22 protein-coding genes and 3 pseudogenes are annotated in these 26,458 nt (G+C 62.3%); 9 read left to right on the top strand and 16 right to left on the bottom strand.

From position 1 onward, the window contains the following. The 5 genes and pseudogenes from C8K58_RS26275 to C8K58_RS26255 all read right to left on the bottom strand — a co-directional run. A pseudogene (locus C8K58_RS26275) lies at positions 1–188 on the bottom strand (arabinose ABC transporter substrate-binding protein); the annotation flags it as partial. Positions 189–225: 37 nt separating this feature from the next. Next, a complete protein-coding gene (locus C8K58_RS26270) occupies positions 226–1,089 on the bottom strand; it encodes an SMP-30/gluconolactonase/LRE family protein (RefSeq protein WP_027603622.1) in 864 nt (287 codons plus the stop codon). Positions 1,090–1,108: 19 nt separating this feature from the next. After that, positions 1,109–2,689, bottom strand: coding sequence for an aldehyde dehydrogenase (NADP(+)) (locus tag C8K58_RS26265; RefSeq protein WP_027603621.1), 1,581 nt, complete (start codon positions 2,687–2,689; stop codon positions 1,109–1,111). A 10-nt stretch (positions 2,690–2,699) separates the two neighbouring features. After that, complete coding sequence (araD1, locus tag C8K58_RS26260) at positions 2,700–3,692, bottom strand: AraD1 family protein (RefSeq protein ID WP_027603620.1); 993 nt, start codon at positions 3,690–3,692, stop codon at positions 2,700–2,702. Between the two features lie 15 nt (positions 3,693–3,707). Then, positions 3,708–5,030, bottom strand: coding sequence for an MFS transporter (locus C8K58_RS26255; protein WP_027603619.1), 1,323 nt, complete (start codon positions 5,028–5,030; stop codon positions 3,708–3,710). Between the two features lie 192 nt (positions 5,031–5,222). Between C8K58_RS26255 and C8K58_RS26250 the strand changes: the two genes are divergently transcribed. Together C8K58_RS26250 and C8K58_RS26245 are read left to right on the top strand one after the other, a co-directional pair. Next, entirely contained in the window at positions 5,223–6,959 is a 1,737-nt protein-coding gene (locus C8K58_RS26250) for an IlvD/Edd family dehydratase (RefSeq protein ID WP_027603618.1), read from the top strand. A 48-nt stretch (positions 6,960–7,007) separates the two neighbouring features. Continuing rightward, complete coding sequence (locus tag C8K58_RS26245) at positions 7,008–7,730, top strand: FadR/GntR family transcriptional regulator (protein ID WP_027603617.1); 723 nt, start codon at positions 7,008–7,010, stop codon at positions 7,728–7,730. A gap of 36 nt (positions 7,731–7,766) precedes the next feature. Here the strand turns inward: C8K58_RS26245 and C8K58_RS26240 are convergent, their stop codons facing one another. Further along, positions 7,767–8,327 carry a hypothetical protein gene (locus C8K58_RS26240; protein ID WP_027603616.1) on the bottom strand — a complete coding sequence of 187 codons (561 nt, stop codon included), beginning with the start codon at positions 8,325–8,327 and terminating at the stop codon, positions 7,767–7,769. Positions 8,328–8,414: 87 nt separating this feature from the next. On the opposite strand from C8K58_RS26240, the gene C8K58_RS26235 reads away from it, so the two are divergent. Further along, positions 8,415–9,455 (top strand): hypothetical protein, encoded by a 1,041-nt coding sequence (locus tag C8K58_RS26235; protein ID WP_027603615.1) that lies wholly within the window; start codon positions 8,415–8,417, stop codon positions 9,453–9,455. Positions 9,456–9,670: 215 nt separating this feature from the next. On the opposite strand, the gene C8K58_RS26230 is transcribed toward C8K58_RS26235, so the two are convergent. Both C8K58_RS26230 and C8K58_RS26225 read right to left on the bottom strand, forming a co-directional pair. Then, positions 9,671–11,797, bottom strand: coding sequence for a TonB-dependent siderophore receptor (locus C8K58_RS26230; protein ID WP_108574609.1), 2,127 nt, complete (start codon positions 11,795–11,797; stop codon positions 9,671–9,673). Between the two features lie 282 nt (positions 11,798–12,079). Continuing rightward, positions 12,080–13,171 carry an NADH:flavin oxidoreductase/NADH oxidase gene (locus tag C8K58_RS26225; protein ID WP_108574608.1) on the bottom strand — a complete coding sequence of 364 codons (1,092 nt, stop codon included), beginning with the start codon at positions 13,169–13,171 and terminating at the stop codon, positions 12,080–12,082. Positions 13,172–13,249: 78 nt separating this feature from the next. On the opposite strand from C8K58_RS26225, the gene C8K58_RS26220 reads away from it, so the two are divergent. Then, the gene (locus tag C8K58_RS26220; protein WP_027603612.1) at positions 13,250–13,561 is read left to right on the top strand and encodes a helix-turn-helix transcriptional regulator; all 312 of its coding nucleotides are present in this window, start codon (positions 13,250–13,252) and stop codon (positions 13,559–13,561) included. 8 nt (positions 13,562–13,569) lie between these two features. Here C8K58_RS26220 and C8K58_RS26215 read toward each other — a convergent pair whose 3' ends face one another. From C8K58_RS26215 to C8K58_RS26205, 3 genes are read right to left on the bottom strand one after another with little or no spacing between them, the layout of a single operon-like run. Beyond that, complete coding sequence (locus C8K58_RS26215) at positions 13,570–14,028, bottom strand: metallophosphoesterase family protein (protein ID WP_092359080.1); 459 nt, start codon at positions 14,026–14,028, stop codon at positions 13,570–13,572. Further along, entirely contained in the window at positions 14,025–15,071 is a 1,047-nt protein-coding gene (locus C8K58_RS26210; protein WP_027603610.1) for a GGDEF domain-containing protein, read from the bottom strand. Before C8K58_RS26210 ends, C8K58_RS26215 begins: the two co-directional genes overlap by 4 nt. Continuing rightward, positions 15,056–15,946 carry a hypothetical protein gene (locus C8K58_RS26205; protein WP_256221057.1) on the bottom strand — a complete coding sequence of 297 codons (891 nt, stop codon included), beginning with the start codon at positions 15,944–15,946 and terminating at the stop codon, positions 15,056–15,058. Before C8K58_RS26205 ends, C8K58_RS26210 begins: the two co-directional genes overlap by 16 nt. Before the next feature lie 249 nt (positions 15,947–16,195). Between C8K58_RS26205 and C8K58_RS26200 the strand changes: the two genes are divergently transcribed. The 4 genes and pseudogenes from C8K58_RS26200 (at position 16,196) to C8K58_RS26190 (ending at position 20,087) form a co-directional block, all read left to right on the top strand. Further along, positions 16,196–17,086, top strand: coding sequence for a bestrophin family protein (locus C8K58_RS26200; protein WP_027603608.1), 891 nt, complete (start codon positions 16,196–16,198; stop codon positions 17,084–17,086). A gap of 144 nt (positions 17,087–17,230) precedes the next feature. Continuing rightward, positions 17,231–18,310: pseudogene (locus C8K58_RS33200) on the top strand (cache domain-containing protein); the annotation flags it as partial. 327 nt (positions 18,311–18,637) lie between these two features. Further along, positions 18,638–19,174 (top strand): annotated as a pseudogene (locus tag C8K58_RS33195) (methyl-accepting chemotaxis protein); the annotation flags it as partial. A gap of 91 nt (positions 19,175–19,265) precedes the next feature. Beyond that, positions 19,266–20,087: a DeoR/GlpR family DNA-binding transcription regulator gene (locus tag C8K58_RS26190; protein WP_092359084.1), complete on the top strand. Its 822-nt coding sequence runs from the start codon at positions 19,266–19,268 to the stop codon at positions 20,085–20,087. A 317-nt stretch (positions 20,088–20,404) separates the two neighbouring features. Here the strand turns inward: C8K58_RS26190 and otnI are convergent, their stop codons facing one another. The 5 genes from otnI to ltnD form a co-directional block, all read right to left on the bottom strand. Next, entirely contained in the window at positions 20,405–21,190 is a 786-nt protein-coding gene (gene otnI, locus C8K58_RS26185; RefSeq protein WP_092359086.1) for a 2-oxo-tetronate isomerase, read from the bottom strand. A gap of 15 nt (positions 21,191–21,205) precedes the next feature. Further along, complete coding sequence (locus tag C8K58_RS26180; protein WP_092359088.1) at positions 21,206–22,666, bottom strand: SLC13 family permease; 1,461 nt, start codon at positions 22,664–22,666, stop codon at positions 21,206–21,208. Between the two features lie 96 nt (positions 22,667–22,762). After that, positions 22,763–23,407, bottom strand: a complete 645-nt coding sequence (locus tag C8K58_RS26175; RefSeq protein ID WP_092359090.1) for an aldolase — start codon at positions 23,405–23,407, stop codon at positions 22,763–22,765. Next, positions 23,404–24,696: a 3-oxo-tetronate kinase gene (otnK, locus tag C8K58_RS26170; protein ID WP_092359092.1), complete on the bottom strand. Its 1,293-nt coding sequence runs from the start codon at positions 24,694–24,696 to the stop codon at positions 23,404–23,406. The genes C8K58_RS26175 and otnK overlap by 4 nt, the downstream gene beginning before the upstream one ends. A 10-nt stretch (positions 24,697–24,706) precedes the next feature. Further along, a complete protein-coding gene (gene ltnD, locus C8K58_RS26165; RefSeq protein ID WP_338137025.1) occupies positions 24,707–25,681 on the bottom strand; it encodes an L-threonate dehydrogenase in 975 nt (324 codons plus the stop codon). 184 nt (positions 25,682–25,865) lie between these two features. Between ltnD and C8K58_RS26160 the strand changes: the two genes are divergently transcribed. Continuing rightward, complete coding sequence (locus C8K58_RS26160) at positions 25,866–26,456, top strand: amino acid synthesis family protein (RefSeq protein WP_027603604.1); 591 nt, start codon at positions 25,866–25,868, stop codon at positions 26,454–26,456. Positions 26,457–26,458: the final 2 nt, after the last annotated feature.

Genomic DNA, 26,458 nt, shown 5'->3' with positions numbered 1-26,458 from the left:
AAGCCATGTTCCTTGCCGGCTTTTTCGGCAAAGGCCCATTCGGTCTGGAACCACGGTTCCTCGGCCTGCTTGACCAGGAAACCGATCTTCACTTCTTCAGCGGCCAGCAACAGCCCGCTCAAGCTCATGGCCGAGACCGCCACAGCGGCGCAGCACAGGGAACGGATACCACGACGACGATGATTCATACGGGTGACTCCTTGTTGTTGTTTTTAAGTCTTGGGGTTAACCGGCAAAGCGATGGCAAGGCATGCCGGGTACATCGACTTCGATGGCCAGCACCGCGCCGTCCAGAGGGTGATCCAATGGGCTGGCGGCGCTGGTGATATACAAAGTGGTGAGGTTGGGGCCACCGAATACGCAACTGGTGGGGCGACTCACGGGCAACTCGATAATGCGGTCCACCTCCCCCTCGGGCGTCAGGCGCAGCAGGCAACTGCCGTCCCAACGGGCGTTCCAGATGTAGCCTTGACTGTCCATGGCCGAGCCATCCGGCCCGCCGCGCAAGTGCGGCCCGAACCACGGCGTTGCGGGCTCGAGTTGGCCGTCGGCCTGGATCGAATACTGGTAGAGCGTGGCGTCCAGGCTGTCGCCGAAATGCACCTGGCGGCCGTCCTCGCTCCACAGCAAGGTGTTGGGAATGCCCAGGCCGTGGAGCAACGGCGTGACCTGGGCATCCGCATCGATGCGAAACAGGCCGCCGGAGCGCCGCGTGATCGGCAGGTCTTCGCCGTGTTCGCCGATGTTGTTCTGCATGGTGCCCAGCCACAGGCGGCCCTGGGCATCGCAGCGCGCTTCATTGCCACGGTTGCCCGGTTGTGGGTCGGCCACGCACAGCAGGGTCAGGGCTTCGGTGGCCAGGTCCAGGCGGTAGACACCGCTGCTCAAGGTCACCAGCGCATCACCGCGTTCACACGGGATAAACGCCGAAACGTGCTCGGGCAACTGCCAGATCTGCAGCTGTCCGCCCATCAGGCGCAGGGCCTGTTTGCCGGCGATATTGACCCAGTACAGCGCCTGGGTCGGCACGTCCCAGAACGGGCCTTCCCCCAGTTGCGCACGGTGCTCAGTGACAGCGGTACACGACATGACGCCTCCTGATAAGTGTTTACAGCGAGTCGCGGGATGGCGTGCCATCCACCAGGCGCTGGATGCGCAGGGGGTTGGCGTTTTTCAACGCGTCGGGCAGCAGGCTATCCGGGTAGTTCTGGAAGCACACCGGGCGCAGGAAACGGTCGATGGCCAAGGTGCCGACCGAGGTGCCACGGGCATCCGACGTCGCTGGATAGGGGCCGCCATGCACCATCGAGTCGCAGACTTCAACGCCGGTCGGGTAGCCGTTGAGCAGGATGCGCCCGACTTTCTGTTCCAGCAGCGGCGTGAGTTCGGCGAACTGTTGAAAGTCTGCCGGTTCGCCAATGATCGTCGCCGTGAGCTGGCCGTGCAGGCCGTGCAAGGCAGCGCTGAGCTGGGCTTGATCAGCCACTTCGACAAACACCGTGGTAGGACCGAAGACTTCTTCCTGCAGCACTTCATCGCCCTCGAGCAACAAGCGCACATCGGCCTTGAACAGCTGCGGTTGCGCCTGATTGCCCGCCTGGGTGCTACCGGCCACATGCTGAATGCCAGGGTGCGCCAGGAGTTTTTCCAGGCCTTTGCCGTAGCTGCTCAGGGTGCCGGCATTGAGCATGGTTTGTGCCGGTTGCTCACCGATCAGTTGAGCGACCTGTTGGGTAAACGCGGTGAACTGCGGCGAGGCGATACCGATCACCAGGCCAGGGTTGGTGCAGAACTGGCCGCAGCCTTGCACCACCGACGCGGTCAGATCCCGCGCGACCGCTTCCGCTCGCGCTTGCAGTGCTTGGGGCAGCACGATCACCGGGTTTATGCTCGACATCTCGGCAAACACCGGGATCGGCTGCGGGCGTGCCGCGGCCATATCGCACAAGGCGCGACCGCCCTTGAGCGAGCCGGTAAAGCCCACTGCCTGGATCGCCGGGTGCTTGACCAGCGCCTCGCCGACGCCGCCGCCGAAGATCATGTTGAATACACCCGCCGGCATCTCGGTTGCTTCTGCCGCACGAATGATTGCATTGGCCACCTGTTCAGCCGTGGCCATATGCCCGCTGTGGGCCTTGAATACCACCGGGCAACCGGCCGCCAGTGCCGCTGCGGTATCGCCGCCGGCGGTGGAAAACGCCAGGGGGAAGTTGCTCGCGCCAAACACGGCCACCGGGCCCAGGCCGATGCGGTATTGGCGCAGGTCCGGGCGTGGCAGTGGCTGGCGGTCGGGTAACGCCTTGTCGATGCGTGCGCCGTAGAAATCACCGCGACGCAGCACCATGGCGAACAGGCGCATCTGGCCACTGGTACGCCCACGCTCGCCTTTGATACGTGCGGCGGGCAGCGCGGTTTCGCGGCAGACCAGCTCGATGAAGTGATCGCTCAGGCCATCCAGCTCGTCGGCGATCGCGTCCAGGAACTGCGCACGGCGCGCGGCACTCAACGCACGGTAAGCCGGATACGCCGCAGCGGCGGCCTTGGCAGCGGCGTCGACTTCTTCCGGCGTGGCCTGGTAGAAATCCTGCGGCAAGGTTTCGCCCGTGCTGGCATCGACGCTGTGCAGCTTGACGCTGCCGTTGGCGCTGCGCTGGCCGCCGATGTAGTTGTGGCCGAGGAACTGGGTCATGTTGATCTCCTTAAAGGGGGGTGACTTGGCCGGGTTCAAAGGCCGCCTCGCTGCTGCCGACACCATTGACCAACGGCGCGCCGAACTCGGCCTGGCTGATCTCGAACACATCGCCCGGTTGGGAACGTATACCATCGGCGAATGACAGCGTGGCGGTGCCGAAGAAGTGAATGTGCACATCGCCCGGCTTGAGGAACTGGCGGTATTTGAAGTGGTGGTACTCGAGGTTTTCCAGGCTGTGGCACATATTGGCCTCGCCACTGAGGAATTCGTTCCGCCAGATTTCCTCGCCGTTACGCAGGATGCGGCTGGTGCCGGCCAGGTGCTGGGGCAACTCGCCCACGCGCAGTTCGGGGCCGTAGCTGCAACTGCGCAGCTTGGAATGGGCCAGGTACAGGTAGTTCTTGCGCTCCATGATGTGGTCGGAGAACTCGTTGCCCACTGCAAAACCCAGGCGATAGGGCTGGCTGTCCGGGCCGATCACATACAGGCCGCCGATTTCCGGTTCTTCACCGGCGTCTTCGGCAAACGGTGGCACCGGGAAGGCTTCGCCTGGGCGCACGACGATGCTGCCGTCGCCCTTGTAGAACCATTCCGGTTGCACACCGGCCTGGCCGGCAGCGGGCTTGCCGCCCTCGACGCCCCATTTGAAGATGCGCATGGTGTCGGTCAAGGCGCTCTCATCGCCGGCCTGCTGGTGCATTTTGTCCCGCGCCGAGGCGCTGCCCAGGTGGGTCAGGCCGGTGCCGCTGATGAGCATATGGGCCGGGTCCGGGTGGTCCAGCGGCGGCAAAATCTTCAGGTCGGCCAACAGTGCGGCGTAGTCATGGCTGTCGCCCAGGCCCAGGCTCTCGACCTGCTGCTGCAACTTGACGCCCGCCTCGATGGCGGCCAGCGCCAGTTCGCGCACGCTGCGCGCGGTACGCACTTCGCGCACTGTGGCGCCTTCTACAACGCCGACCCGGCGTTCACCGTTGCTTGACTCGAACTGAACTAAACGCATCAGACTTCTCCCAGATTAAGTACGTGTGGCGCCACGGGCGCTGGCGGCGAATTGATCGGCGGGCAGTACGTGCTTGCGCTCCAGCACGCGGTAGACCACGCCGGTCAGGACCAGCCCGAACACCATGACCGCGGACAGGAAGTACAAGCCCGAGGCGAGGTTGCCGGTGTATTCCTTGAGCGCACCGATCACGAACGGACCGATATAGCCGCCGAGGTTGCCCACCGAGTTGATCAAGGCAATGCCCGCCGCCGCACTGGCGCCGGCAAAGAAGCGCCCCGGCAAGGTCCAGAACACTGCGGTGCAGGAAAACAGCGCAAACGCCGCCAGGCACAGCGCGGCCATTTGCAGCACCGGCACACTCAGCCAGGCACTGCAGAACAGGCCGATGGCGCCGAGCACATACAGCACCGCCAGGTGACCGTAGCGATCATTCAGGCGGTCCGAACTGCGCGGGATGATCAGCAGGCCGATGATGCCGAAGATGTACGGCACGGCGGAGATAAAGCCGGTGACCAGGTCGGTGCCGCCGAACTGTTTGATCAGGGTCGGCAGCCATAGGCCCAGGCCATAGATGCTCAGGGTCACCGGCAGGTAGAACAGCGCCAGCAGCAACACGCGTTTGTCCTTGAGGGCATGCAGCGGGTTGCCGTGGCGGGTCTGGCCGTAGGCTTGCAGGTCTTTGTCCAGCTCACCGGTGAGCCAGGCCTTTTCGTCGTCGCTCATCCATTTGACCTGCCTGGGGCCATCCGGCAGGTAGCGCAGCACCGGCCAGGTCAGCAGGATCGCCGGGGTGCCGATCACGATGAACAGCCACTGCCAGCCATGCAGGCCGAGGATGCCATCCATGCCCAGCAGGCCGCCGGACACCGGGCCGGTGATCATCATCGCAATCGGTTGGGAGAGGATGAACAGCCCGAGGATCTTGCCGCGATGGCGCACCGGGAACCATTGGGTGATGTAGTACAGGACGCCGGGAAAGAATCCGGCTTCGGCCGCGCCGAGCAGGAAGCGCATCACATAGAAGCTGTGCGGCCCTTGCACGAAGGCCATGCCGATGGTGATCGCGCCCCAGGTGATCATGATCCGCGCAAACCAGCGCCGTGCGCCGAAGCGGTCGAGCATCAGGTTGCTGGGGATCTCGAAGAGGAAGTAGCCAATGAAGAACAACCCCGCGCCCAGGCCATAGGCCGCATCGCCGATACCGACGTCGGCGCCCATGTGCAGCTTGGCAAAACCTACGGCGGAACGGTCCACGTAGGCGATCAGGTACAGCAGGATCAGGAAGGGAATCAGTTTCAGCGTGATGCGCCGAATAAGCCGCAGTTCCTGGCTCATGGGGTCGATCTCCGATTGTTGTTTTTATAGAAGCTCGGGGGACGCCTCTCGCGGAAATCCGCCAGGGTCATACCTCAGTTATGCCAGACTATATAGTAGGACTATTTGCAAAACAACTCTTCCAAAGCATCGATTTTGCGCTTATGTTTAAGCACGCATAGAACATATAGTCATACAATAAGAGAATCGATCATGTCTGATAAAAAGCCCGGCCTACGCTCCGCCCAGTGGTTTGGTACCGCCGACAAAAACGGCTTCATGTACCGCAGCTGGATGAAGAACCAGGGCATCGCCGACCATCAGTTCCATGGCAAGCCGATCATCGGCATCTGCAATACCTGGTCGGAGCTGACCCCGTGCAACGCGCATTTCCGCCAGATCGCCGAGCACGTCAAACGTGGCGTGATCGAGGCCGGTGGCTTCCCGGTGGAATTCCCGGTGTTCTCCAACGGCGAATCCAACCTGCGCCCCACCGCCATGCTCACCCGCAACCTGGCGAGCATGGACGTGGAGGAAGCCATTCGCGGCAACCCGATTGACGGTGTGGTGCTGCTGACCGGCTGCGACAAGACCACCCCGGCCCTGCTGATGGGCGCCGCCAGTTGCGACGTGCCGGCCATCGTGGTCACCGGTGGGCCGATGCTCAACGGCAAGCACAAGGGCCAGGACATCGGCTCGGGTACCGTGGTGTGGCAGCTCAGCGAACAGGTCAAGGCCGGCACCATTACCCTGGATGATTTCCTCGCGGCCGAAGGCGGCATGTCGCGTTCGGCGGGCACCTGCAACACCATGGGTACTGCGTCGACCATGGCCTGCATGGCCGAGGCACTGGGCACGTCCCTGCCCCACAACGCGGCGATCCCGGCGGTGGATGCGCGGCGTTATGTGTTGGCCCATATGTCCGGCATGCGTGCGGTGGAGATGGTGCGCGAAGACTTGAAGCTGTCGAAGATCCTCACCAAGGAAGCGTTTGAAAACGCCATCCGCGTGAACGCCGCCATCGGTGGTTCGACCAACGCCGTGATCCATTTGAAAGCCATCGCCGGGCGCATCGGTGTCGAGCTCGACCTGGACGACTGGACCCGCATCGGTCGCGGCATGCCGACCATCGTCGACCTGCAACCGTCCGGGCGCTTCCTGATGGAAGAGTTCTACTATGCCGGTGGCCTGCCCGCCGTGCTGCGTCGTCTTGGTGAAGCCAACCTGATTCCGCACCCGAACGCCTTGACCGTCAACGGCAAGACCCTCGGCGAGAACACCAAGGACTCGCCGATCTACGGCCAGGACGAAGTGATCCGCACCCTCGACAACCCGATCCGCGCCGACGGTGGCATTTGCGTGTTGCGCGGCAACCTGGCGCCACTCGGTGCGGTGCTCAAGCCGTCGGCCGCCAGCGCCGAGCTGATGCAGCATCGCGGGCGTGCGGTGGTGTTCGAGAACTTCGACATGTACAAGGCGCGCATCAACGATCCGGAACTGGATGTGGACGCCAACTCGATCCTGGTCATGAAAAACTGCGGGCCCAAGGGTTACCCAGGCATGGCCGAAGTCGGCAACATGGGCTTGCCGGCCAAGCTGCTGGCCCAGGGCGTGACCGATATGGTGCGGATCTCCGATGCGCGCATGAGCGGCACCGCCTACGGCACCGTGGTCTTGCACGTGGCGCCGGAAGCCGCGGCAGGTGGACCGTTGGCCACGGTGAAGGAAGGTGACTGGATCGAACTCGATTGCGCCAACGGTCGCCTGCACCTGGACATCCCCGACGCAGAGCTGGCGGCGCGCATGGCCGACCTGAAACCGCCGCAGAACCTGATCGTCGGCGGCTACCGCCAGCTGTATATCGACCATGTGCTGCAGGCCGACCAGGGTTGCGACTTTGACTTCCTGGTGGGTTGCCGTGGTGCTGAAGTCCCCCGGCATTCCCACTAATTGGGATGCTATGATGCCGCGAATTTAAGTCGGAGCATCCCTGTCGTTATGGATCACCAGCCGTCCAAGCCGCGCAAGAGCATGCATGCCCAGATCGTTCAGGACTTGGGCATGCACATCGTTTCAGGTCGCTTCAAGCCCGAAGAACGGCTGCCCATGGAGGCCACGCTGTGCGAGGAGTACAAGGTCAGCCGTTCGGTGTTGCGCGAAGCGACCCGGGTGCTCAGCGCCAAGGGCCTGGTGTATTCCAAGCCACGGGTGGGTGCAGTGGTGCGGCCGCGCTTGAAATGGCACCTGCTCGACCCGGACGTATTGTCCTGGTTGATGCAGTCCACGCCCCACAGTGAATTCTTCAATACCCTGGCCGGTGTGCGGCGCATCCTCGAGCCGGAGATCGCCGCCATGGCCGCGACCACCGCCACCGATGAAGACATCGCCACCATCGAAAAAGCCTACCAGGGCATGGAAACCGCGCAGACCCACGAACAGCTGCTGCAGGCCGACCTGGACTTCCACCGCGCCATTGCCGATGCCACCCGTAACGACCTGCTCGCCTATATGTGCAACATGCTGTCGTTGCCGCTGCGCGAGTCGATCAACATCACCAACCGCCGCCCGGACATCCAGGGCCTGAGCCTGCCCCGGCACAAGGCGATCCTCACCGCGATCCAGAACCGCGACGCCCTCGGCGCGCGGCATGCGTCGCTGGTGCAGCTGGATGACACGCGGGTGGCGTTGGATACGGTGATGAATGTGCTGACGCCGCTATAACCCGATTGAGCCTCCACGCTCAACTCGGCGCAAGGGTCAACGCGTCGACATCACGGCCGACTTGACCGGTAGCTCGGAATATTGCGGGTGCTGCTTGACGAAGGTGCGAACGGACTGCTCCTGTCGATCCACCACACAGATGCCAATGCTGGGGTAATCAACGGTGCAGGTCCCCAACGCAAGGAGTCCGCAGTTTTTCACGCCATAGATCGCGGCCGGGCGAGCCGCGAGCGGGCAACCATAGGTCATTTCGCCCACGTAATTGATTTGTCCATTGGTGACGGTAAAGCGCAGCGGCTTCGAGTAGGGCCCCATCACGCCACGACGCGAGCCAAGGTCACTGACTTCATAGGTGCCTCCAGGCAACCATGCCGAGTAGTAGTCCTTGGGGCCCCAGCCATAGTCTTTTCCGGTGTCCACATTGTGAAAGCTCATCCAGGTTCCGTAGGGCCCACCCTCGATCAGTGCGCCCAGGACAAGACCTGCGTTTTCGGCGGAATAGACTTTCGAATCCAATGCCATTTCAGGTGGCAATGCCGAGCAGGCACTCATCAAGGCCACGGTTCCGATCACAAACAACTGACTTATTTTGCGCATTCAATCCTCGGTCCATCGAAAAAAGTTCAACTTTGCCAGTATCATGCGGCACTTCTCAACATCGGTGTTAAGGATGACCTCCCTTCCATGAGTAATTTATTTGCAGGCCGTGCGCTCGGCGCAACATTTTTCGCGTTGATATTGAGCGGCTGCAGCGTGTCGGGTACGTACCCCGATGCCACCGGACCGGATGCTGCCAAGCTACGATTTGTCAGCGACATGAGCAGTGCCACGCTGAGTGTAATAGATGCGCAACATTGCGATGGACAGACCACCGGCATCCTTAACAATCTGTTCCTGGCCAACACCCGCAGGCGGGCGGACATGTCGATGCCGCCGGTCTCCGAAAAAACGCCCTACCTGGAAATCCGCTTGCCCGCCAACAAAGAACTGTTCCTGCACTTGAATACCCAAGGCACAGGTTCGGTGTGCGGCATGGCTTTCACCCTCACTCCGCAAAACGGCGCGGAATACGAGGTGACGTTCACTGGCGCAGGAAGCCAGTGTGTGACGACACTCAAACGTCTGCATTCAGTAAAAGGCCAGGTGGTGCGCTCACCGGTCCCGGTGATCAATAAAGGACTGCCCAGCTGCGTAGGTGCCAATGCGCTGTTCCCCGCGCCGCCGAAAGGCCTCCCCGCCACCCCGGAGCGTGATGCCTTGGCCGAGCAGATTATCGCCCCGAGCATCATCGCGGAAATGAAACCCCAGGCCAGCCCGCTGGACGACAGCGCGCGCGATCACGCAACTGATCTGGTGGTCAACAAGCGCAAGGCCCAGATGAACCTTGATCTGCCGGATGCCTATTGGGCGCAGTATCGTCAGAACGTCGTGAACTACCTGGTCCAGGCTCAGGGCGTAAAGGCCAAGGCACTTGAGCAGTACAAGGTTGAGTACCGTGCGCGCCTCTCACGACTGGACACGCCCACATTAAGAACCCTGGTGCCCGATACCCCGGCCACCGACATCACTCAGGCATTGGCTGTCAACGGTGCGATGCTGCAGTTCTACCGCAGGCTCAATGAAGTGCTGGAAAAGGAAGCAATGGCCGACAACTGGGCACACATGGCCGAATTGGACAAACGTTATAGCGTGTGTGAGCGCTATGCGCAGTGCTGGCAGAATTGATAACAGACGCGGGATAGAAGATTCGACGGCGCCTGGTGAAACGCGCCGCCCCTGCCCTGAAATCAGGTGAAAGAACATGTGGGAGGGGCGGTGCGAGGATCTGACTTGCCCCCCACATTTGACTCCCATCTATCGGGTAGATCTTAGTGCCTTTTCTGCCGGGGCTGTGACGTGGCTTGCAATCACCTGGGCCATTGCAAGCCAATCAGGCGGCGTTACAGGGTATAGGCAATGCCTACCTGCACCGTGCGCGGTTCGCCGGGGTAGGCGTACACATTGCCGAACGCACCTTCTTCATACTCTCGATTAAACAGGTTTTTCACGTCCAGGTTCAGCCGCACCTTGTCGTTGACCTTGTAGTAGCTGAGCAGGTCGACCACGGTGTAGGCGTCCATCGAGAAGGCGTTGTTGGCGGTCTGCCCGGCCCGTTCATCCACATACTTGCTACCCGCGCCGAGGCCCAGGCCCTTGAGGGCGCCGTCCTGGAACTCGTAGACGTTGAGCAGGCTGAAGCTGTTGCGCGGGATGTTCAGCAAGCGCGTGCCGCTGCGCAGGGTGTTGTCCTTGGTCACTTCGGCATCCACGTAGGCGTAGCCACCGATCACACGCCACTCGGGGGTGATATTGCCCGCCACGTTCAGGTCGAAACCAAGGCTGCGCACCTGGCCGGCGGCGACGCTGAAGGTGGAGTCGAGAGGGTCGGTGGTGAGCACGTTTTTCTTCTCGATCTGGTAGATCGCGGCGTCGACACTCAGTTGACGGTCCAGGGCTTCCCACTTGATGCCCATCTCGTAGGATTTGCCTTTCTCCGGCTCAAAACCACCGCCCTGGCGACTGGCGCCGGTGTTGGGCTTGAACGAACGCGCGGCGTCGGCGTAGACCGCGACGGTGTCGGTGAGGTCGTAGATCACGCCCACGCGTGGGGTGACGGCGTTGTCGCTGGATTCCCAGCTTTTACCGCCCGGCACGTAGGTGTGGTAGTCGTGCTCGAAGCGCTCGAAGCGTGCGCCGGCGAGCACTTTAAGGCGCTCGGTCAGGGCCACCTGATCCTGCACGAAGGCCGCGTAGGTCTTGAGGTTTTCCTTGTCGTGGGTCGGCGTACGCGTGAGGTTCGGGCGCGCCTGGCCGTAGACCGGGTTGAAGATATCGATTGCATAAGCACCCACTGCGCCGCTGGAGCGCTGGATGATCGACTTGTAGTCGTAGTCTTCGAATTCGACGCCGGTGAGCAAGGTGTGGTCGAAACCACCGGTGGAGAAATGCCCGGTGAGGTTGAGCTGAGTGTCCTTGTCGGTCCACTCCAGTTTGCGGTAGTTGAAGTTGCGGCCCAGGGTGCGACCGTCGGCGGCCAGGCCGTTGGCTTCAATGGCATTGCCTTGCAAGGTGCCGTCCAGCCATTGGAAACCACCGCCCAGGGTCCAGCTGTCATTGAGCAGGTGCTCGAAACGCAGCTGGGCCATGCTGTTGTCGTTGTGCAGTTTGCCGGCGTCTTTTTCACCCCAGAAAGTGTCACGCGAGGCGGTGCCTTTTTGATTGGGGTAGCGCGTCAGGCCACGGTCCAGCGGGTGGTTGTTGCGCATGAAGTCGCCTTCGAAGATCACCTTGGTGTCATCGCTGGCCTGCCAGGTGATCACCGGGGTCACGCCATAGCGTTCGGTTTCGACATGGTCACGGAAGGTGTCACCGCCCTCGCCCACCACGTTCAGGCGATAGGCCAGGCGACCTTGTTCGTCCAGCGGGCCGGAAGCGTCGAGGGTGGCGCGCTGCATGCCCTGGTCATCCAGTTGGCTGCCGAGGGTCACGGTCGGCTCGGCCAGCGGTTGCTTGGACACCACGTTGAAGGTGCCGCCGGGATCGCCACGGCCATACAGCATGGTTGCCGGGCCGCGCAGCACTTCGAGGCGTTCGATGGTGTTGGCGTCGGGCATGTTCGGGTAGCCGCGGTTGATCGGGAAACCGTTGCGGTAGAACTCGCCGGTGGTGAAGCCACGTACGGTGAAGGTGGTGAGCCCCTGGCCGCCGAAGTTGTTGGCACGACCGACGCCACCGGCGTAGTCCAGGGCATCCTGCAAACGGGTGGCGCCGATGTCTTCGACCACATCCTTGGACACGACGCTGATGGACTGCGGGGTTTCATGAATCGAGGTGTCGGTGCGCGTCGCACTCGCCGAACGTGTGGCGTGGTAGCCCTTGACCGGCCCTTGCGCCGTCTCGTAGTCCGCCTCGCCAGTGACATTGGTGGCTTGCAGCTCAAGACTGGCCTTGTCGGCAGGGACAACCTCGGCCCAGGTAAACGGGGAAAACGCCTGAAGCACGCAGAGGGAAATCAGGGTACGACGCATGGATGTTGAACCTAGTGAATGAGCCAGATGGGGCGGCAAACCTGCCAAAAAACGCGGGAATGGTATATCAATCCATTCGCGTTTGACATCTATTCTCATTCACTATTTTTCAGGTAACAGCTTTGTATCGATCTGTAGGAAATTGGACGCGAGCCAAACGTGGGAGGGGGCTTGCCCCCGATATCGGTGTATCAGTCACAGCAACATCGACTGGTCTACCGCTATCGGGGGCAAGCCCCCTCCCACATTTGGATTTTTATACAACTTTAGAAATGGATCCGATCAGCGATAGCGCTCCAGCCAATGGGCGTAAGGCGCCGGCAAGGTCCAGGAGGATTTTTCCACGCCCAGCTCCTTGGCCGCAAAGTACGCCCAATGCGGGTCAGCCAGGTGCGCACGACCGACCGAGACCAGGTCCAGGTGCCCCGCCTGCAACGCACCTTCCGCCAGTTGCGGCGTGCCAAAGCCCCAGGCTGAGGTCACCGGGATGCCGGCTTCGCGGCGCACGCGCTCGGCGATCGGGCCCATGAAGGCCGGGCCCCACGGGATATTGGTGTCGGGGATGGTGAAACCGACGCTGACGCTCAGCAGGTCCAGGCCGCCGGCCTTGAAGTTGCGGGCCAGTTCGATGGATTCGGTCAGGGTCTGTTCGTCACGGCCGTCGTATTCGATTACACCAAAACGCGCGGTCAGCGGCAGGTTTTCCGGCCAGACCTCGCGCACGGCAGCGAGGGTTTCCAGGAGGAAACGGCTGCGGTTGTCGAAGCTGCCACCGTAGGCGTCGGTGCGCTGGTTGGAATGCTCGGAGAAGAAGCTCTGGCCCAGGTAGCCATGGGCGAAGTGCAGTTCGATCCATTCGAAGCCGGCGTCACGGGCACGGCGGGCGGCGTCGACGAAGTCCTGCTTGACCCGAGCGATGTCGTCCAGGGTCATGGCCCGTGGCACTTGCGGCAGGTTGGCACCGAAGGCGATGGCCGACGGCGCGATGGTTTCCCAACTGCGTACATCGGAGGCAGGCATATGGTCGTCCCCTTCCCACGGGCGGTTGGCGCTGGCTTTGCGACCGGCGTGGCCGATCTGGATGCCGGGCACCGAACCGGCGGCCTTGATGGCCTTGACCATGGGTACGAACGCCTGGGCGTGGGCGTCGCTCCAGAGACCGGCGCAACCTGGGGTGATACGTCCCTCAGGTGCTACAGCGGTGGCCTCGACCACCAGCAAACCGGCGCCGCCCCGGGCCATGCTGGCCAGGTGCACGAGGTGCCAGTCGTTGACGATGCCGTCATCGGCCATGTATTGGCACATCGGCGGGATGGCGATGCGATTGCGCAGGGTGACGTCTTTGAGTGTGAACGGTTCGAACAAAGCGGGCATTGAGAACTCCGGGAGCGAGTGGATGATTCGATAGTTCGATGGTAATCGAACTATGGTATTCGATGATAGCCCCCTGTTATGATTCGTTTCATGCGAGCCTTTAAACACCCCACCCCGGAAGACCTGACCCTCGAGCGCCTGTTGTACGCGCTGAGTGATCCGGTGCGCCTGGAGATTGTCCGCTGCCTGGCCGGCGTGCCCGAGGCCAGCTGCGGCGAACTGGACGGCGGGCGCCCCAAGTCCAGCATGTCCCACCACTTCCGGGTCCTGCGCGATGCCGGCCTGGTCCACACCCGCAGCGTGGGCACCACCCATATGAATTCATTGCGCGGCGAGGTGCTTGAGGAACGGTTTCCGGGATTGTTGCAGAGCATCCTGACGCAACGATAAAAGCCGGATCAGTCCAGCAGCGCGATCAGCCGCGACTCGATCGTCATGTCCCGCACGTCCAGCACCGCCAACGTCACCGGCAACTTGAAGCGCCGCCGCCCTGCACTGCCGGGGTTTACGTACAGTGTTGCGCCCCGCCATTCGATCAGGGGCTTGTGCGAATGGCCGGTGATCACCAGCCGAGTAGACGTGTCGAGTAAGGCGGGTACGTCGGCGATATCATGCACCACCAGCGTCCGCCATCCGTCCACCTCCAGCATCAGATGATCGGGCACCTGCTCCGCCCACGCCGCGTCCTGGTCATTGTTGCCACGCACCACGTGCAGGGGCGCGATCTGTGCCAATTGCTGAAGAATCTCAGGGCTACCGATATCACCGGCATGGATGATCTGCTCGCATCCCTGCAAGGCAGCGACAGCCTCAGGGCGCAGCAGGCCGTGGGTGTCGGAAATCACGCCAACTTTCATAGGGCCTCCGGGGTGGACATCGAACGGTGAAACACCGGCGCGCCATCCAGATATACACGGTCCTTGCCGTTGCCCTTGGAGGCGTAGAGATTGCGGTCGGCACGCTTGAGGACCGCCGACATATCGGCCCCGGTCGTAAAGCGTGTCATGCCCGCACTGCAGGTGTAGTGATGGGGCGGCGCGACACTGCAGCGGATCGCTTGCAGCAGGCGCAGCGCGTAATCGGTGGCGAGATCGGGGTCATCGACCAGCAGCAGCACGCCGAATTCCTCGCCGCCAATCCTGCCGAAACTGTGGCTGCCGGGGGTGGATTTCAGGCACGCGGCCATGGCGCAGAGAATCCGGTCGCCGACATCATGGCCGAACTGGTCATTCTTCAATTTGAAACTGTCGATATCCAACATCATGAAGTAACCGGTATCACCGGCCGCAATCAGTTTGGCGAAGCCCTCCATAAAGGCGCGCCGGTTCAGGATGGAGGTCAAGTAATCCGTCTCGGCCAATTCCCGAAACTCACTCTCGACCAGTAACACGGAGCGCAGGTTTTTCAGGTAGTAGACATTCAAGATAAAGCCGATCGACACCGACGCCGCACAAAAAATAAACACATAGGTGTCGACCCCGTCATAAAGGCTCAGCTGAATGTTGGGCCACGTCAGTAACCAGACCAGGGCGGCGCAGACCAGAAAATCCTGGACCACGATAAACAGGATTGCGCTGCTCATCACCAAGGTCACGGCCAGCGGCAAGGCGAACACCTGCAACGCGGGGCGGGTGTGCACCACATAGGCAAAACCTGCGGACAGCAGCACCATGTAGAACCCGCCCAGCGCCCGCCACAGCACATAATGCGTCACCACCCGGTGAACCCCATACACCACGCACAGCCCCAGCGTGACCAGCACCACCGGCCAACCGAACATCCCCCCACGATCCACCAGCAACACCGCCAGCCAGGCGAAAATCCCGATCAGTTCGGCCTGGGCGATGGCGGGCGACAACAGCCTCTGCATCCGAGGCCTGAGTTTCACATTTGCCGGCATCCCGTCACTCCCTGTGCATGGGTGGCCGTTGTGTCATCGGCATGACTCAGTTGAAGACTGTGCAGGCAGATCGCAAACGAATAGGCCATGAACCGTCTTACCAGCACGACAAAAGGTGGCAGGACCTCAAGTTGCGTCTTGGAATGAATCTTGAAATAGCCCCGCTCGGCCCCCTCTTGCACCAGACGAATGACGTGGGTCTTGGACACCGAAAGTTGCTCAGCGATGGAAAGATAGGACGATGACCTGAAACTTGCGCCCTGGTTATCCCGCGTACACGCATCGTTATAGATCGCCAGCATCAACATATGCCCGGCATCGCGTTTTACCAGCCAATAACAATCCGGTATCAACAGGTCAATGCTCAGGTTACGGCAGAGAAGCACCGAAAACCCTTTGAAATACCGGGCCAGATAGGCGCGATCATCCAACCCGGCCATTGAGGCGCACACCGCGGGTTCGGGGCACATCACGCCCAGCGGCTCGACCATGGACGTGAGCATCGGCCGGATCTCCGCGCAGGCTTGGGACGATGGGCTGAACAGCCGCAGACGGCTGTCGTCCGGATGCCTCGACACCGTCATGAACCCCAGTGCCCTGAACAGCAGGAAGATCGACTCCAGGCTGTTTCGCGAACAGAACCCGCGCGCCACACAAAACGCTTTCACCTCGGACAGCAAGGGGACCGGCTTGGTGAAATACGTGCTCAATAACGTAAAGGACACCATCAAGCGACTGAATTTCAGCGCCGTCTTGTAGAAAAACGGTCTTTTTGAATAGCACTCCAGCAGAGCCGAATAATGGGTACGAATACACCCGTCAAAATCCATATGGCGCTCAAACGCCCGCGCCGACTGTTCAATCGCCAGCTTCAACGAACCACTGCACATGAGAAAGAGCCCTGATCAAACAACTTGGATTCACTGATCTCAATTGCAGCACCGGTAATGGCGTTTTGCCTTGAGCGCAATCTAGCGTGATTAGCTCAGGGGACATCGTCGTTACCAAAATTGTTCCAAAAAACCCAGGCGGCTTAACCGTTTCAGTCGCCGCGGCGAACCTTCCCCGCAAGCCGGCGTCCGAGCTAAGGCACTGTTGCCTACCGTTCGCCGCGAGGTTGTCGTTTGAAAGCCGCCATCATCAAAAAGTACCGCCTGATCATCAAGACCATGGGCTATGTGGGCTGGTCACTGTTCTGGCTGTTGCTGTGGGACGTCGCCGTCACCGTGGACTTCATGCTGTTCCTCACCGCCAAGATCAATTTGCCGCTGATGCCCCTCACCCTGCTGGGCTCGGCACTGATCGTGCTCATCAGCTTTCGTAACAGCAGCGCCTATAACCGCTGGTGGGAGGCCCGCACGCTGTGGGGCGCGATGGTCAACAATTCACGCAGCTTCGCGCGGCAGGTATTGACCCTGCTGGACGACCCCGACGGCGAAGTGAACCCGGTCAAGGCCACCCTGCTGCGCCGCCACGTGGCCTACGTGAATTGCCTGGCTGCGCACCTCAAGGGCGAGCCGTGCCCTGATGAAGTACGCGCCTTTATCCCCGCCGAGGAATTCGCCCGCAACGGCGCCACCAATAATTTCGCCAATGACATCCTCACCGGCTCGGCGGCGTTGCTGGCCAGGGAATACAAGACCGGGCACCTGGACAGCATTCGCCTGGCACGGCTGGAATCGACCCTGGTGGATTTGTCCAATGCCCAGGGCGGCATGGAGCGGATCGCCAACACGCCACTGCCCTACCCCTACGTGTATTTCCCACGCCTGTTTATCTCGCTGTTCTGCCTGATCGTGCCCGTGGGCCTGGTGGAATCCCTGGGCTGGTTCACCCCGCTGGCGTCCACCGTGGTGGGCTTTATGCTGCTGGCCATCGAACGCATCGGCACCGACCTGCAAAGCCCGTTCCGCTCCAGCGAACACCAGATCCAGATGGAAGCCATCTGCGAAACCATCGAGAAAAACCTGCAATCGATGCAGCGTGATGCGCTGGGTGGCGAGCGCATCGGATAAACACGCCCTTCGGCCTAAAGTGCGTGCTCCCGCAGTCGATACAAAGGGAGTACGCATGGGCCACATCCCCTCAAAACAACACATGCGACGCTCGACGCCACTGTTTTCTCCTTGCCAAAAATATAAATACCCGCGGGTGAAGTCATGAATATCAAGCAAAAGTTGACCTGGGCGTTTGCCGCTATCGCGTGCCTGCCAGTCATCCTGGTGGCCGTTATGGTTGTGCTGAACTTGCGCGAGGGGGCCCTGGCCAATTTCCTCGACAGCAGCGGTCGCGAGATCCGTCAGATCGACAACGGCATGAAGCAGTTTTTCGATGGCATCAGCCAGAACGTCGACTTCGTCGCCAAGGACCCGCGCGTTGTCGCGGCCAAGGACCTCAAGAGCTACGCCGGCGCCGACGCCGCGCAAATCCCCCTGACCCAGACCAACAAAGACCTGCTGGCGATTTTCGATCAGTTCGCCAAGAGCCACCCGAGCACCGCCTACTTGTCCTTGGGCCTCGCCGACGGCGGTTATGCCAGCTGGCCTGACGACACCAAACTGAACAACTACGACCCACGCGTACGCCCCTGGTACAAGGCCGCCATCGCCGCCCCAGGCGCCACCGTGCGCACCGGCGCCTATTACTGGGCACCGGACGACGTGGTGCTGATCGGCACCGTGCACACCGTCGCCGACGCCACCGGCAATATCCTTGGCGTGGTCGGCCTGGACGTGTCGCTCAAGCAGCTCACCGAGCTGGTGCGCAACATCAAGCTGGGCGACAGCGGCTACCTGATGCTGGTGGAAGCCAACGGCAACGTGCTGGTGGACCCCAGCGACGCCAAGCATAACTTCAAGCCGATGGCCGACCTGGGCCCCAACTACGCCGAACTGGCCAAGCGCGGCGACGGCGTGACCCAGGTCGACATCAACGGCGTGGCCTACATGGCCAACGTGGTCAGCTCCAAGGATCTGGGCTGGCGCTTTATCGGCCTGATCAAACGCGATGAAGTCATGGCCGGCGCCACCAGCCTCACGTGGTTGATCGCCGCGATTGCCGCCGCCCTGGCCGTGGTGTTCGCGATTGTCGGCGCCAGTTTTGCGAGCATGATCGTGCGCCCGATTCGCGGGGTGGCCGACGGCCTGCAGGAGATTGCCGAAGGCGAAGGCGACCTGACGCGCCAACTCAAGGTGCAAGGCAAGGACGAAACCGCCAGCCTGGCGGGCTGGTTTAACCAGTTCCTGAGCATGATCGCGCAACTGGTGCAGCGCATCGGCAACGCCTCTTCCGACCTGCAAACCGCCGCCGCCGACACCAGCGAAGTCGCCAACAACATGAACCAGGCCGCCGGCCGCCAACGTGAAGCCGTGGAGCTGGTAAGCACCGCGTTCAACGAAATGGTGGCCACCGCCAACGAAGTCGCGCGTTCCTGCAGCGCCGCCGCCGCGAGTGCCGACGAAGGCTACCGCGACGTGCACAATGGCCAGCAGCACATCGGCGAAGCCACCGGCAGCGTGCTCAAGCTCAGCGAAGACCTGCAAAAGTCGACCCAGACCATGCAGTTGCTGGAGCAGGACAGCCAGAACATCAACACCATCCTCGACACCATCCGCTCGATCGCCGAACAGACCAACCTGCTGGCGCTCAACGCCGCGATTGAAGCCGCGCGCGCCGGTGACCAGGGCCGCGGTTTTGCCGTGGTCGCCGACGAAGTCCGCGCCCTGGCACGCCGCACAGCCGACTCCACCGGTGAAATCGACAGCCTGCTGGGCAACCTCGCCCGCCGCACCCAGGAAGTCACCCAGCAGATGCAGGGCAGCCTGCTGGTGTCCCACACCAGCGTGGAACGCATCCAGCAGGCCCGCGACAGCTTCGACAAGATCCAAGGCTCGGTGGACTCGATCCGCGACCAGAACACCCAGATCGCCACCGCGGCCGAAGAACAGCACCAGGTGGCCGAAGAGATCAACCGGCACATCGCGCAGATCCATGCCGATGCGCAACTGGTCGAAGGCTTTGCCCACTCGGCGCAGACCGGATCGGGGCGGTTGACGGATATTTCCGGTCAGCTCAAGGGGTTGGTGGGGCGGTTCAAGTTCTGACCGCTGTCACACCGGGGTCGCCGGCGGGGGCGTGTATTGGCTACTATAGCCACGCACTCCCCGCCTCTTACCCAACCACTGCGGAGCCTTAATGCCCAACCCGAAGGACACGGCCACCGACAGCAGCACCCCGATGATTCCCGAGCAGCGTCGCGAACAGATCCTGCGACAGTTGCGCAAGCATCAGGTGATGAGCGTGCACCAGTTGATGGAGATGTTCGACTGCTCGCACATGACCGTGCGCCGCGATATCGCCCTGCTGGAGCAGGAAGGCCGGGCGTACTCCGTCACCGGTGGGGTCAGGATCGCCAGCCAGATGCACAGCGAACCCAGCCATCAATCCAAAGCCGTGGTGGAGTTGCCGCAAAAGCAGGCCATGGCACGACTGGCCGCACGGTTGCTGCACGCGGACATGACGGTGTACCTGGATGCCGGCACCAGCACCCTGGAGATCGTCCCGTATATCAAGGCGCTGTCGGGGATGACGGTGGTCACCAACGACTTCGGGATCGTGCAGGCCCTGATGGATGCGACGCAGGTCACGGTGATCCACACCGGCGGCCAACTGGACCATGACAACCATTCTTCCGTCGGCGGGCTGGCCGTGGCGACCCTGCGCCAGGTGGTCACGGACATCGCCTTTGTCTCCACCAGCTCCTGGGATCTGCACCGAGGCATCACCACCCCCTCGGCGCTGAAAGTCGAGGTCAAGCAAGTGGCGATGCAATCGGCGTCCCAGGTGGTGTTGGTGGCGAGCAGCTCCAAATACGGCACCTTCAGCATGTACCGCATCGCCGGGCTGGAACCGTTCGACGTGATCATCAGCGACGACGCCCTGGCCCCGGCAGCGGCAGATGGCATCCGCAAGCGCGGGATTGAATTGATGCTGCCGGGTGATCCGTTGCCGGCCTGATCCCCTTCCTTTGTGGGTGATGTCGAGCTTTAGCTAGGCTTCGATAGCGGCGGCAGGGTTGGCAGATGTGTTGGCTGACACACAGCTATCGGGGGCAAGTCGAATCGTCGCACCGCCCCTCCCACATTTGATTGAGGTTGGCAGGTGGGAAGTTGGCCACCGCTGGTCCCCTGTGGGAGATGTCGAGCTTTAGCGAGGCTTCGATGGCGGCGGCATGGTTGGTAGTTGTGTTGGCTGACACACCGCTATCGGGGGCAAGTCGAATCGTCGCACCGCCCCTCCCACATTTGAACCTAACCAACACAGAGGCTCGTCGACTACCGAGCCGCTTTCCAGTCGCGCAACCACTGCAGGCCGGCCGAGGTATCGGCCTTTGGCCGGTATTCGCAGCCGATCCAGCCGTCGTAGCCCAACTGGTCCATCAGTTCGAACAGGAACCCATAGTTCAGCTCGCCCAGGTCTGGCTCGTGACGGTCCGGTACCCCGGCAATCTGGATATGGCCAATGCCATCGAAGTCGCGGCGCAGTTTGGTGGCCAAGTCGCCTTCGACGATCTGGCAGTGGTAGCAGTCGAACTGCACCTTGAGGTTGCGCGCGCCGACCTCCCGGCAGATGGCCTGGGCCTGGGCCTGGCGATTGAGGAAAAACCCCGGCATGTCGCGGGTGTTGATCGGTTCCAGCAACACGGTGACGCCGACCTTGGCCGCCGCCGCGCTGGCGTAGGCGAGGTTTTCCAGGTACACGGCCTGGTGGCGCTGGCGCAGGCTTTCCGAGGGCAGCAGGCCGGCCATGACGTGCACGCGGTCGTTGCCGAGCACGGCGGCGTATTCCAACGCGCGGTCGAAGCCACTGCGAAACTCCGCCTCACGCCCCGGCAGCGTGGCGATGCCGCGCTCCCCCGCCGCCCAATCGCCCGGTGGTGCATTGAACAGGGCCTGGACCAGGCCGTTGTCACTCAGGCGTTGCTTGAGTGCCTCGGCGCTGTAGTCGTAGGGGAACAGGTATTCCACCGCGTCGAAACCATCGGCCTTCGCCGCCGCGAAGCGCTCGAGAAAATCATGTTGCGGGTACAGCATGCTCAGGTTGGCAGCAAAACGAGGCATAAAAGCTCCCAAGAGTCAGACAAAAGGCCAGATCAGCAGGGTAATCAAGAAACCCAAGGTGCCGAGCAAGGTGGTGATCACCGTCCACGTGCGCAGACCGTCGGCCACGTTGAGCCCGGCGAGCTTGGTGAAGATCCAGTAGCCGGCGTCGTTGATATGCGACATCGCCAGCCCGCCACCGCCCATGGCCAGGCACAGCAGCGCCAGGTGGTTGGGCGTAAGGTTGAGGGTCACGATCAGCGGGCTGATGATCCCCGCCGTGGTCACCAGGGCCACGGTGGTCGAACCCTGCACCGCGCGCAGCAGCATGGTCAACAAAAAGCCCAGGGCCAGTACCGGCAGGCCGGTGGTGCGCAGCATGTCGGAGACTACCGCGCCGATGCCGGTGTCCACCAGCACCTTGCCGAACACACCACCGGCGCCGGCGATCAGGATCACCATCGCCACGCCCGGCAACGCCGAGCCGATCACGTCAGAGACCTGGCTGCGGCTCCAGCCACGGCGCGAGCCGAGCAGCCAGGCACACAGCAAGGTGTCGATCAGCAGCGCCACCAGCGGCGCGCCGAGTACGGTCATCACCCCACGCAGGGTCGAGTCGACCGGCAGCAGCGACGTGGCCAGGGTGCCCAGCAAAATCAGCACAATCGGCAGCAGGATCAGGCTGACAATCAGGCCAAAACCGGGCGCAGGCGCCGCCGGCAGCTTGGCGGCGATGGCGCTGGTGGACTCTTCCAGGCCCATAGGGGACTCGGCCACAGCGCTCTGTTGCACCGCCTGGTGATTGCCGTTGGTCCAGGCCCGCAGGTCTTCATTGGTCACGTGAGGGCCATAGACTTCGGCACGGATATCGTCGGTCATCGGATAGAAGCGTCGGGTCATGCGCCCCGCCACGCGGTAACCGATGTAGCACAGCAACGCGGTGATCGGCAGGCCGAACATCAGCACCCGGCCCAGGTCGGCGCCCAGTTGGCTGGCGGCGGCCACGGCGCCTGGATGGGGCGGCAGGAAGGCATGCACGGTGAGCAGCGCCGCACACATCGGCAAGGCGAACACCAGCAGCGGCTTGCGCGCCCGGCGTGCCACGCCATAGGCCAACGGCATCAGGATGATCACCCCGACTTCAAAGAACACCGGCACGCCGATGATGAACCCGGCGATGGTCAGCGCCAGCGGCGTACGGCTGTTGCCGAAGCGCTCGATCAGCGACTTGGCCAGGGCCTCGGCACCGCCGGACAGCTCGATGATCCGCCCGATCATCGCGCCCAGGGCAATGATGATCGCGATATGGCCAAGGGTCTTGCCCATGCCGCCCTCGATCGTCGCCACCAGGTCAGCCGGTTTCACCCCGGCCACCAGCGCCACCACGATACTCACCAGCATCAACGCGACAAACGGCTGGAATTTGTACCTGAGGACCAGAAACAGCAGCAGCGCGATACCCGCGCCAGCGGTCAACATCAAAATCAGTGGGCTCATTCAAGAATGTCCTGTTGTTATTGTTTTTCAGGCAAGCCGGGTCCGTCGAGCGTCAAACCAGGCACTCGGGCAGCACTTGCCGTGTCGTCTTGCGGGTTACCAGTGCGCGCCGAAGGTCTCGCGCAATTCATCCAGTGCCGCCTGATCCAGCGGCGCCGGCCGAGGGTTGCTCATCAACCACAGCCGTGCGGTTTCTTCCAACTCTTCCAGCGCGTAGCTGGCCTTGGCCACCGAGCTTTCCCAGACCACCGGACCGAGGCGTTCAAGCATCACCCCACGCACGCGGTTGGCCAGTTGCGCGACTTGCTCGGCGACGTTGGGCGAACCCGGACGCTGATAGCCGATCAAGGGAATGTGACCGACCTTCATCACCTGGTAAGGCGTGAGCGGCGGCAAGATATCCTCCGCACTCCACACGCCTGCCAGGGTCAGCGCAACCAGGTGGGTGGAGTGGGTGTGCACCACACCGCCCACCGAGGGGTTGCGGTCATACACCTGGCGATGCAGGGCCAAGGTCTTCGAAGGTTTGTCCCCGGACACCCACTCGCCTTTCAGGTTGACCTTGGCAATAGCACCTGGCACGAGGCGCCCGAGGCAGGCATCGGTGGGGGTGATCAGCCAGCCATCGTCGAGGCGCGCACTGATATTGCCGGCGCTGCCGACGGTGTAGCCACGTTGATACAGGCTGTGGCCGACATCGCAGATTTCTTCGCGCAGGGCCTGTTCGTCGATGCCAGTCACTGGGCACCTCCGGCCAACTGCGCGAGGGCTTTGGCGAAGAACTCACGGCCACCGAAGTTGCCGGATTTGAGCGCCAGTGCCAGGGGCTCGGCGGAACTGCTGACGGTGGCCGGCACACCAGGGTCGATCTGCGCACCAATCTGCAATAGGTTGACGCCGAGGGCCTTGACCACCGCGCCAGAGGTTTCGCCGCCGGCGATCACGAAACGCCGCACGCCTTGCTCGCGCAAGCCCGAGGCGATCTCGCCCAAGGCGTTCTCCACCAGGGCGCCAGCGCGTTCGACACCCAGCTGTTGCTGCACCGCCTTGACCTCAGCCGGGGTGCTGGTGGCGTAGATCAATACGGTGTGTGCACTGTCGCGGGCAAACGCCAGGGCCTGCGCCACCACCGGCTCACCGGCAGCCAGGGCCAACGGATCAATGCGCAACGCCGGGCGACCCGCCTCTAACCAGGCCGCAACCTGGCCGAGGGTCGCCACCGAAGCACTGCCGGCGAGCACCACCTCGCCACCGCTGATAGTCGGCAGCGTCGCCGCATCGAAGTCGCGCAGCTTACCGGCACGGCGGAAATTGCCTGGCAAACCCAAGGCCAGGCCCGAGCCACCCGTGAGCAAAGGCAAGTCGGCGCAGGCGCTGCCGAGGGTGTAGAGGTCTTGATCGGACAGCGCATCGGCGATGGCAATGCCCACGCCTTGCTCGCGCAGTTCGGCGATTTTTTTACGGGTCGCCTCGACGCCCGCGGCGATGCTGTCGTACCGCAGCAGCCCGACCGGCAGTTGCGTCTGGCTCTGCAGCACGCGCACCAGATTCGCGTCGCCCATGGGCGTCAGCGGGTGATGTTGCATGCCCGACTCATTGAGCAGCTGGTCCTGCACAAACAGGTGGCCACGGAAAATCGTCCGGCCGTTTTCCGGGAACGCCGGGCAGGCCAGGGTAAAATCACTGCCCAGCGCCTTGAGCAAGGCCTCGCTGACCTGGCCGATATTGCCGGCGGCAGTGGAGTCAAAGGTGGAGCAATACTTGAAAAAAATCTGTTCGCAGCCCTGCTCGCGCAGCCAGTCCAGCGCGGCCAGGGATTCCTCGACAGCCTCTGCGACCGGCGTGGTACGCGACTTGAGGGCGATGACGATGGCGTCCGCATCCAGCCCGTCCGCGACTTCGCGGCTGGGGATGCCAATGCTCTGCACCGTGCGCATACCGCCGCGCACCAGCATGTTGGCCAGGTCGGTGGCGCCGGTGAAATCGTCGGCGATGCAGCCCAGCAACGGGCGCGTGGTGTGATTAGTCATAAAGCGTTCCTTACACCGGCTCGGGCTTGGCGGTCGGCAGGTCGATGCCGGGGAAAATCTTGATCACCGCCGAGTCGTCCTCGCGGCCAAAACCGGCGCTGGAAGCCTGCATGAACATCTGGTGCGCAGTGGCCGACAACGGCAGCGGAAACTTGCTCGCACGCGCGGTATCCAGCACCAGGCCGAGGTCCTTGACGAAAATATCCACCGCCGACAGTGGCGTGTAGTCGGCCTTGAGAATGTGCGGCACGCGGTTTTCGAACATCCAGGAATTGCCGGCGCTGTGGGTGATCACCTCGTACAAGGCATCGGCGTCCACCCCTTCGCGCAGGCCCAGGGCCATGGCTTCGGCGGAGGCGGCGATATGCACGCCGGCGAGCAACTGGTTGATGATCTTGACCTTGGAGCCCAAGCCATGGACGTCGCCCAGGCGATACACCTTGCCGGCCATGCCCGCCAGCACTGCATCGGCCTTGGCATAGGCGGCCTGCGGGCCGGAGGTCATCATGGTCATCTCACCGGCGGCAGCCTTGGCCGCACCGCCGGAAATCGGCGCATCCAGGTACAGCAGGCCGTGTTCGCCCAGGCGCCGGCCGAGGTCCACGGCGTAGGTCGGGGCCACGGTGGCACAGCCGATCACCAGGCTGGCGGGACGCAGCGCCGCCACGGCACCGCCCTCACCGAACAGCACGGTCTCGGTCTGCTCGGCGTTGACCACCACGGTGATGATCACATCACAGGCCTCGGCCATCTGCGCCGGTGACGCGCACGCCACCCCGCCTTCGCTGGCGAACTGCTGGGTCACCGCGTCGCGCACATCACAGGCATGCACATTAAAGCCTGCGCGCAACAGCGAGCGGGCAATGCCCAGCCCCATCGCGCCCAGACCGATCACACCGACATTCTTATTATTCATGGGGTACTCCAGGGGTAAACGGCGGCTGACACCACACCGGCGAGCCGCGTTGGAATTGGGATCGATCATCCACCAATGAACAGATTATGTGAAGTATTTTTTCAATCTAACATTTTTTAACATCGCCCCAAGAAGAGTTTCACCCCCCCTTTATCGCCGTCCCCCACGCAAACTCATTTGCGACCCTTGTGCTTTGCGTATTATGGTATACCATCATACGAAATCCACTCCCCCACACCTGATGGAGCCGCTCATGAGTTTCGAAATCCGCAAGATCGTCAGCTACGTAGAAGAAACCTTTATCGAAGGCGGCAAGGCCTCGGACACCCCGGTGAAGATGGTCGGCCTCGCCGTGGTGCTGAAGAACCCATGGCTGGGTCGTGGCTTCGTCGAAGACTTGAAGCCCGAGATCCGGGCCAATTGCTCCGACCTCGGCGCGCTGATGGTCGAGCGCCTGGTGGGCATCATCGGCGGCGCCGAAAACATCGAGGCGTATGGCAAGGCTGCCGTGGTCGGGGCCGATGGCGAGATCGAACACGCGAGCGCGATCATCCATACCCTGCGCTTCGGCAATCACTACCGTGAAGCGGTCAAGGCCAAGAGCTACCTGAGCTTCACCAACAAGCGCGGCGGGCCGGGCACCTCGATCCAGATCCCGATGATGCACAAGGACGACGAAGGCCTGCGTTCGCACTACATCACCCTGGAAATGCACATCGAGGATTCGCCGCGCGCCGATGAAATCGTCGTGGTATTGGGCTGCGCCGATGGCGGCCGCCTGCACCCTCGTATCGGCAACCGCTATATCGACCTGGAAGAGCTGGCCGCTGAAAAAGCCCAGTAAGC

The sequence above is a fragment of the Pseudomonas sp. GV047 genome (assembly GCF_003058245.1).
Taxonomy (GTDB): Bacteria; Pseudomonadota; Gammaproteobacteria; order Pseudomonadales; family Pseudomonadaceae; genus Aquipseudomonas; species Aquipseudomonas marginalis.
This window is presented reverse-complemented; position numbering and strand designations above follow the sequence as displayed.

What these genes read in the sequence shown, in the direction of transcription:
- C8K58_RS26270 (WP_027603622.1), bottom strand. Translation starts at nt 1,089, where the DNA reads ATGTCGTGTACCGCTGTCACTGAGCACCGTGCGCAACTGGGGGAAGGC.
- C8K58_RS26265 (WP_027603621.1), bottom strand. Translation starts at nt 2,689, where the DNA reads ATGACCCAGTTCCTCGGCCACAACTACATCGGCGGCCAGCGCAGCGCC.
- araD1 (WP_027603620.1), bottom strand. Translation starts at nt 3,692, where the DNA reads ATGCGTTTAGTTCAGTTCGAGTCAAGCAACGGTGAACGCCGGGTCGGC.
- C8K58_RS26255 (WP_027603619.1), bottom strand. Translation starts at nt 5,030, where the DNA reads ATGAGCCAGGAACTGCGGCTTATTCGGCGCATCACGCTGAAACTGATT.
- C8K58_RS26250 (WP_027603618.1), top strand. Translation starts at nt 5,223, where the DNA reads ATGTCTGATAAAAAGCCCGGCCTACGCTCCGCCCAGTGGTTTGGTACC.
- C8K58_RS26245 (WP_027603617.1), top strand. Translation starts at nt 7,008, where the DNA reads ATGGATCACCAGCCGTCCAAGCCGCGCAAGAGCATGCATGCCCAGATC.
- C8K58_RS26240 (WP_027603616.1), bottom strand. Translation starts at nt 8,327, where the DNA reads ATGCGCAAAATAAGTCAGTTGTTTGTGATCGGAACCGTGGCCTTGATG.
- C8K58_RS26235 (WP_027603615.1), top strand. Translation starts at nt 8,415, where the DNA reads ATGAGTAATTTATTTGCAGGCCGTGCGCTCGGCGCAACATTTTTCGCG.
- C8K58_RS26230 (WP_108574609.1), bottom strand. Translation starts at nt 11,797, where the DNA reads ATGCGTCGTACCCTGATTTCCCTCTGCGTGCTTCAGGCGTTTTCCCCG.
- C8K58_RS26225 (WP_108574608.1), bottom strand. Translation starts at nt 13,171, where the DNA reads ATGCCCGCTTTGTTCGAACCGTTCACACTCAAAGACGTCACCCTGCGC.
- C8K58_RS26220 (WP_027603612.1), top strand. Translation starts at nt 13,250, where the DNA reads ATGATTCGTTTCATGCGAGCCTTTAAACACCCCACCCCGGAAGACCTG.
- C8K58_RS26215 (WP_092359080.1), bottom strand. Translation starts at nt 14,028, where the DNA reads ATGAAAGTTGGCGTGATTTCCGACACCCACGGCCTGCTGCGCCCTGAG.
- C8K58_RS26210 (WP_027603610.1), bottom strand. Translation starts at nt 15,071, where the DNA reads ATGCCGGCAAATGTGAAACTCAGGCCTCGGATGCAGAGGCTGTTGTCG.
- C8K58_RS26190 (WP_092359084.1), top strand. Translation starts at nt 19,266, where the DNA reads ATGCCCAACCCGAAGGACACGGCCACCGACAGCAGCACCCCGATGATT.
- otnI (WP_092359086.1), bottom strand. Translation starts at nt 21,190, where the DNA reads ATGCCTCGTTTTGCTGCCAACCTGAGCATGCTGTACCCGCAACATGAT.
- C8K58_RS26180 (WP_092359088.1), bottom strand. Translation starts at nt 22,666, where the DNA reads ATGAGCCCACTGATTTTGATGTTGACCGCTGGCGCGGGTATCGCGCTG.
- otnK (WP_092359092.1), bottom strand. Translation starts at nt 24,696, where the DNA reads ATGACTAATCACACCACGCGCCCGTTGCTGGGCTGCATCGCCGACGAT.
- ltnD (WP_338137025.1), bottom strand. Translation starts at nt 25,681, where the DNA reads ATGATCGATCCCAATTCCAACGCGGCTCGCCGGTGTGGTGTCAGCCGC.
- C8K58_RS26160 (WP_027603604.1), top strand. Translation starts at nt 25,866, where the DNA reads ATGAGTTTCGAAATCCGCAAGATCGTCAGCTACGTAGAAGAAACCTTT.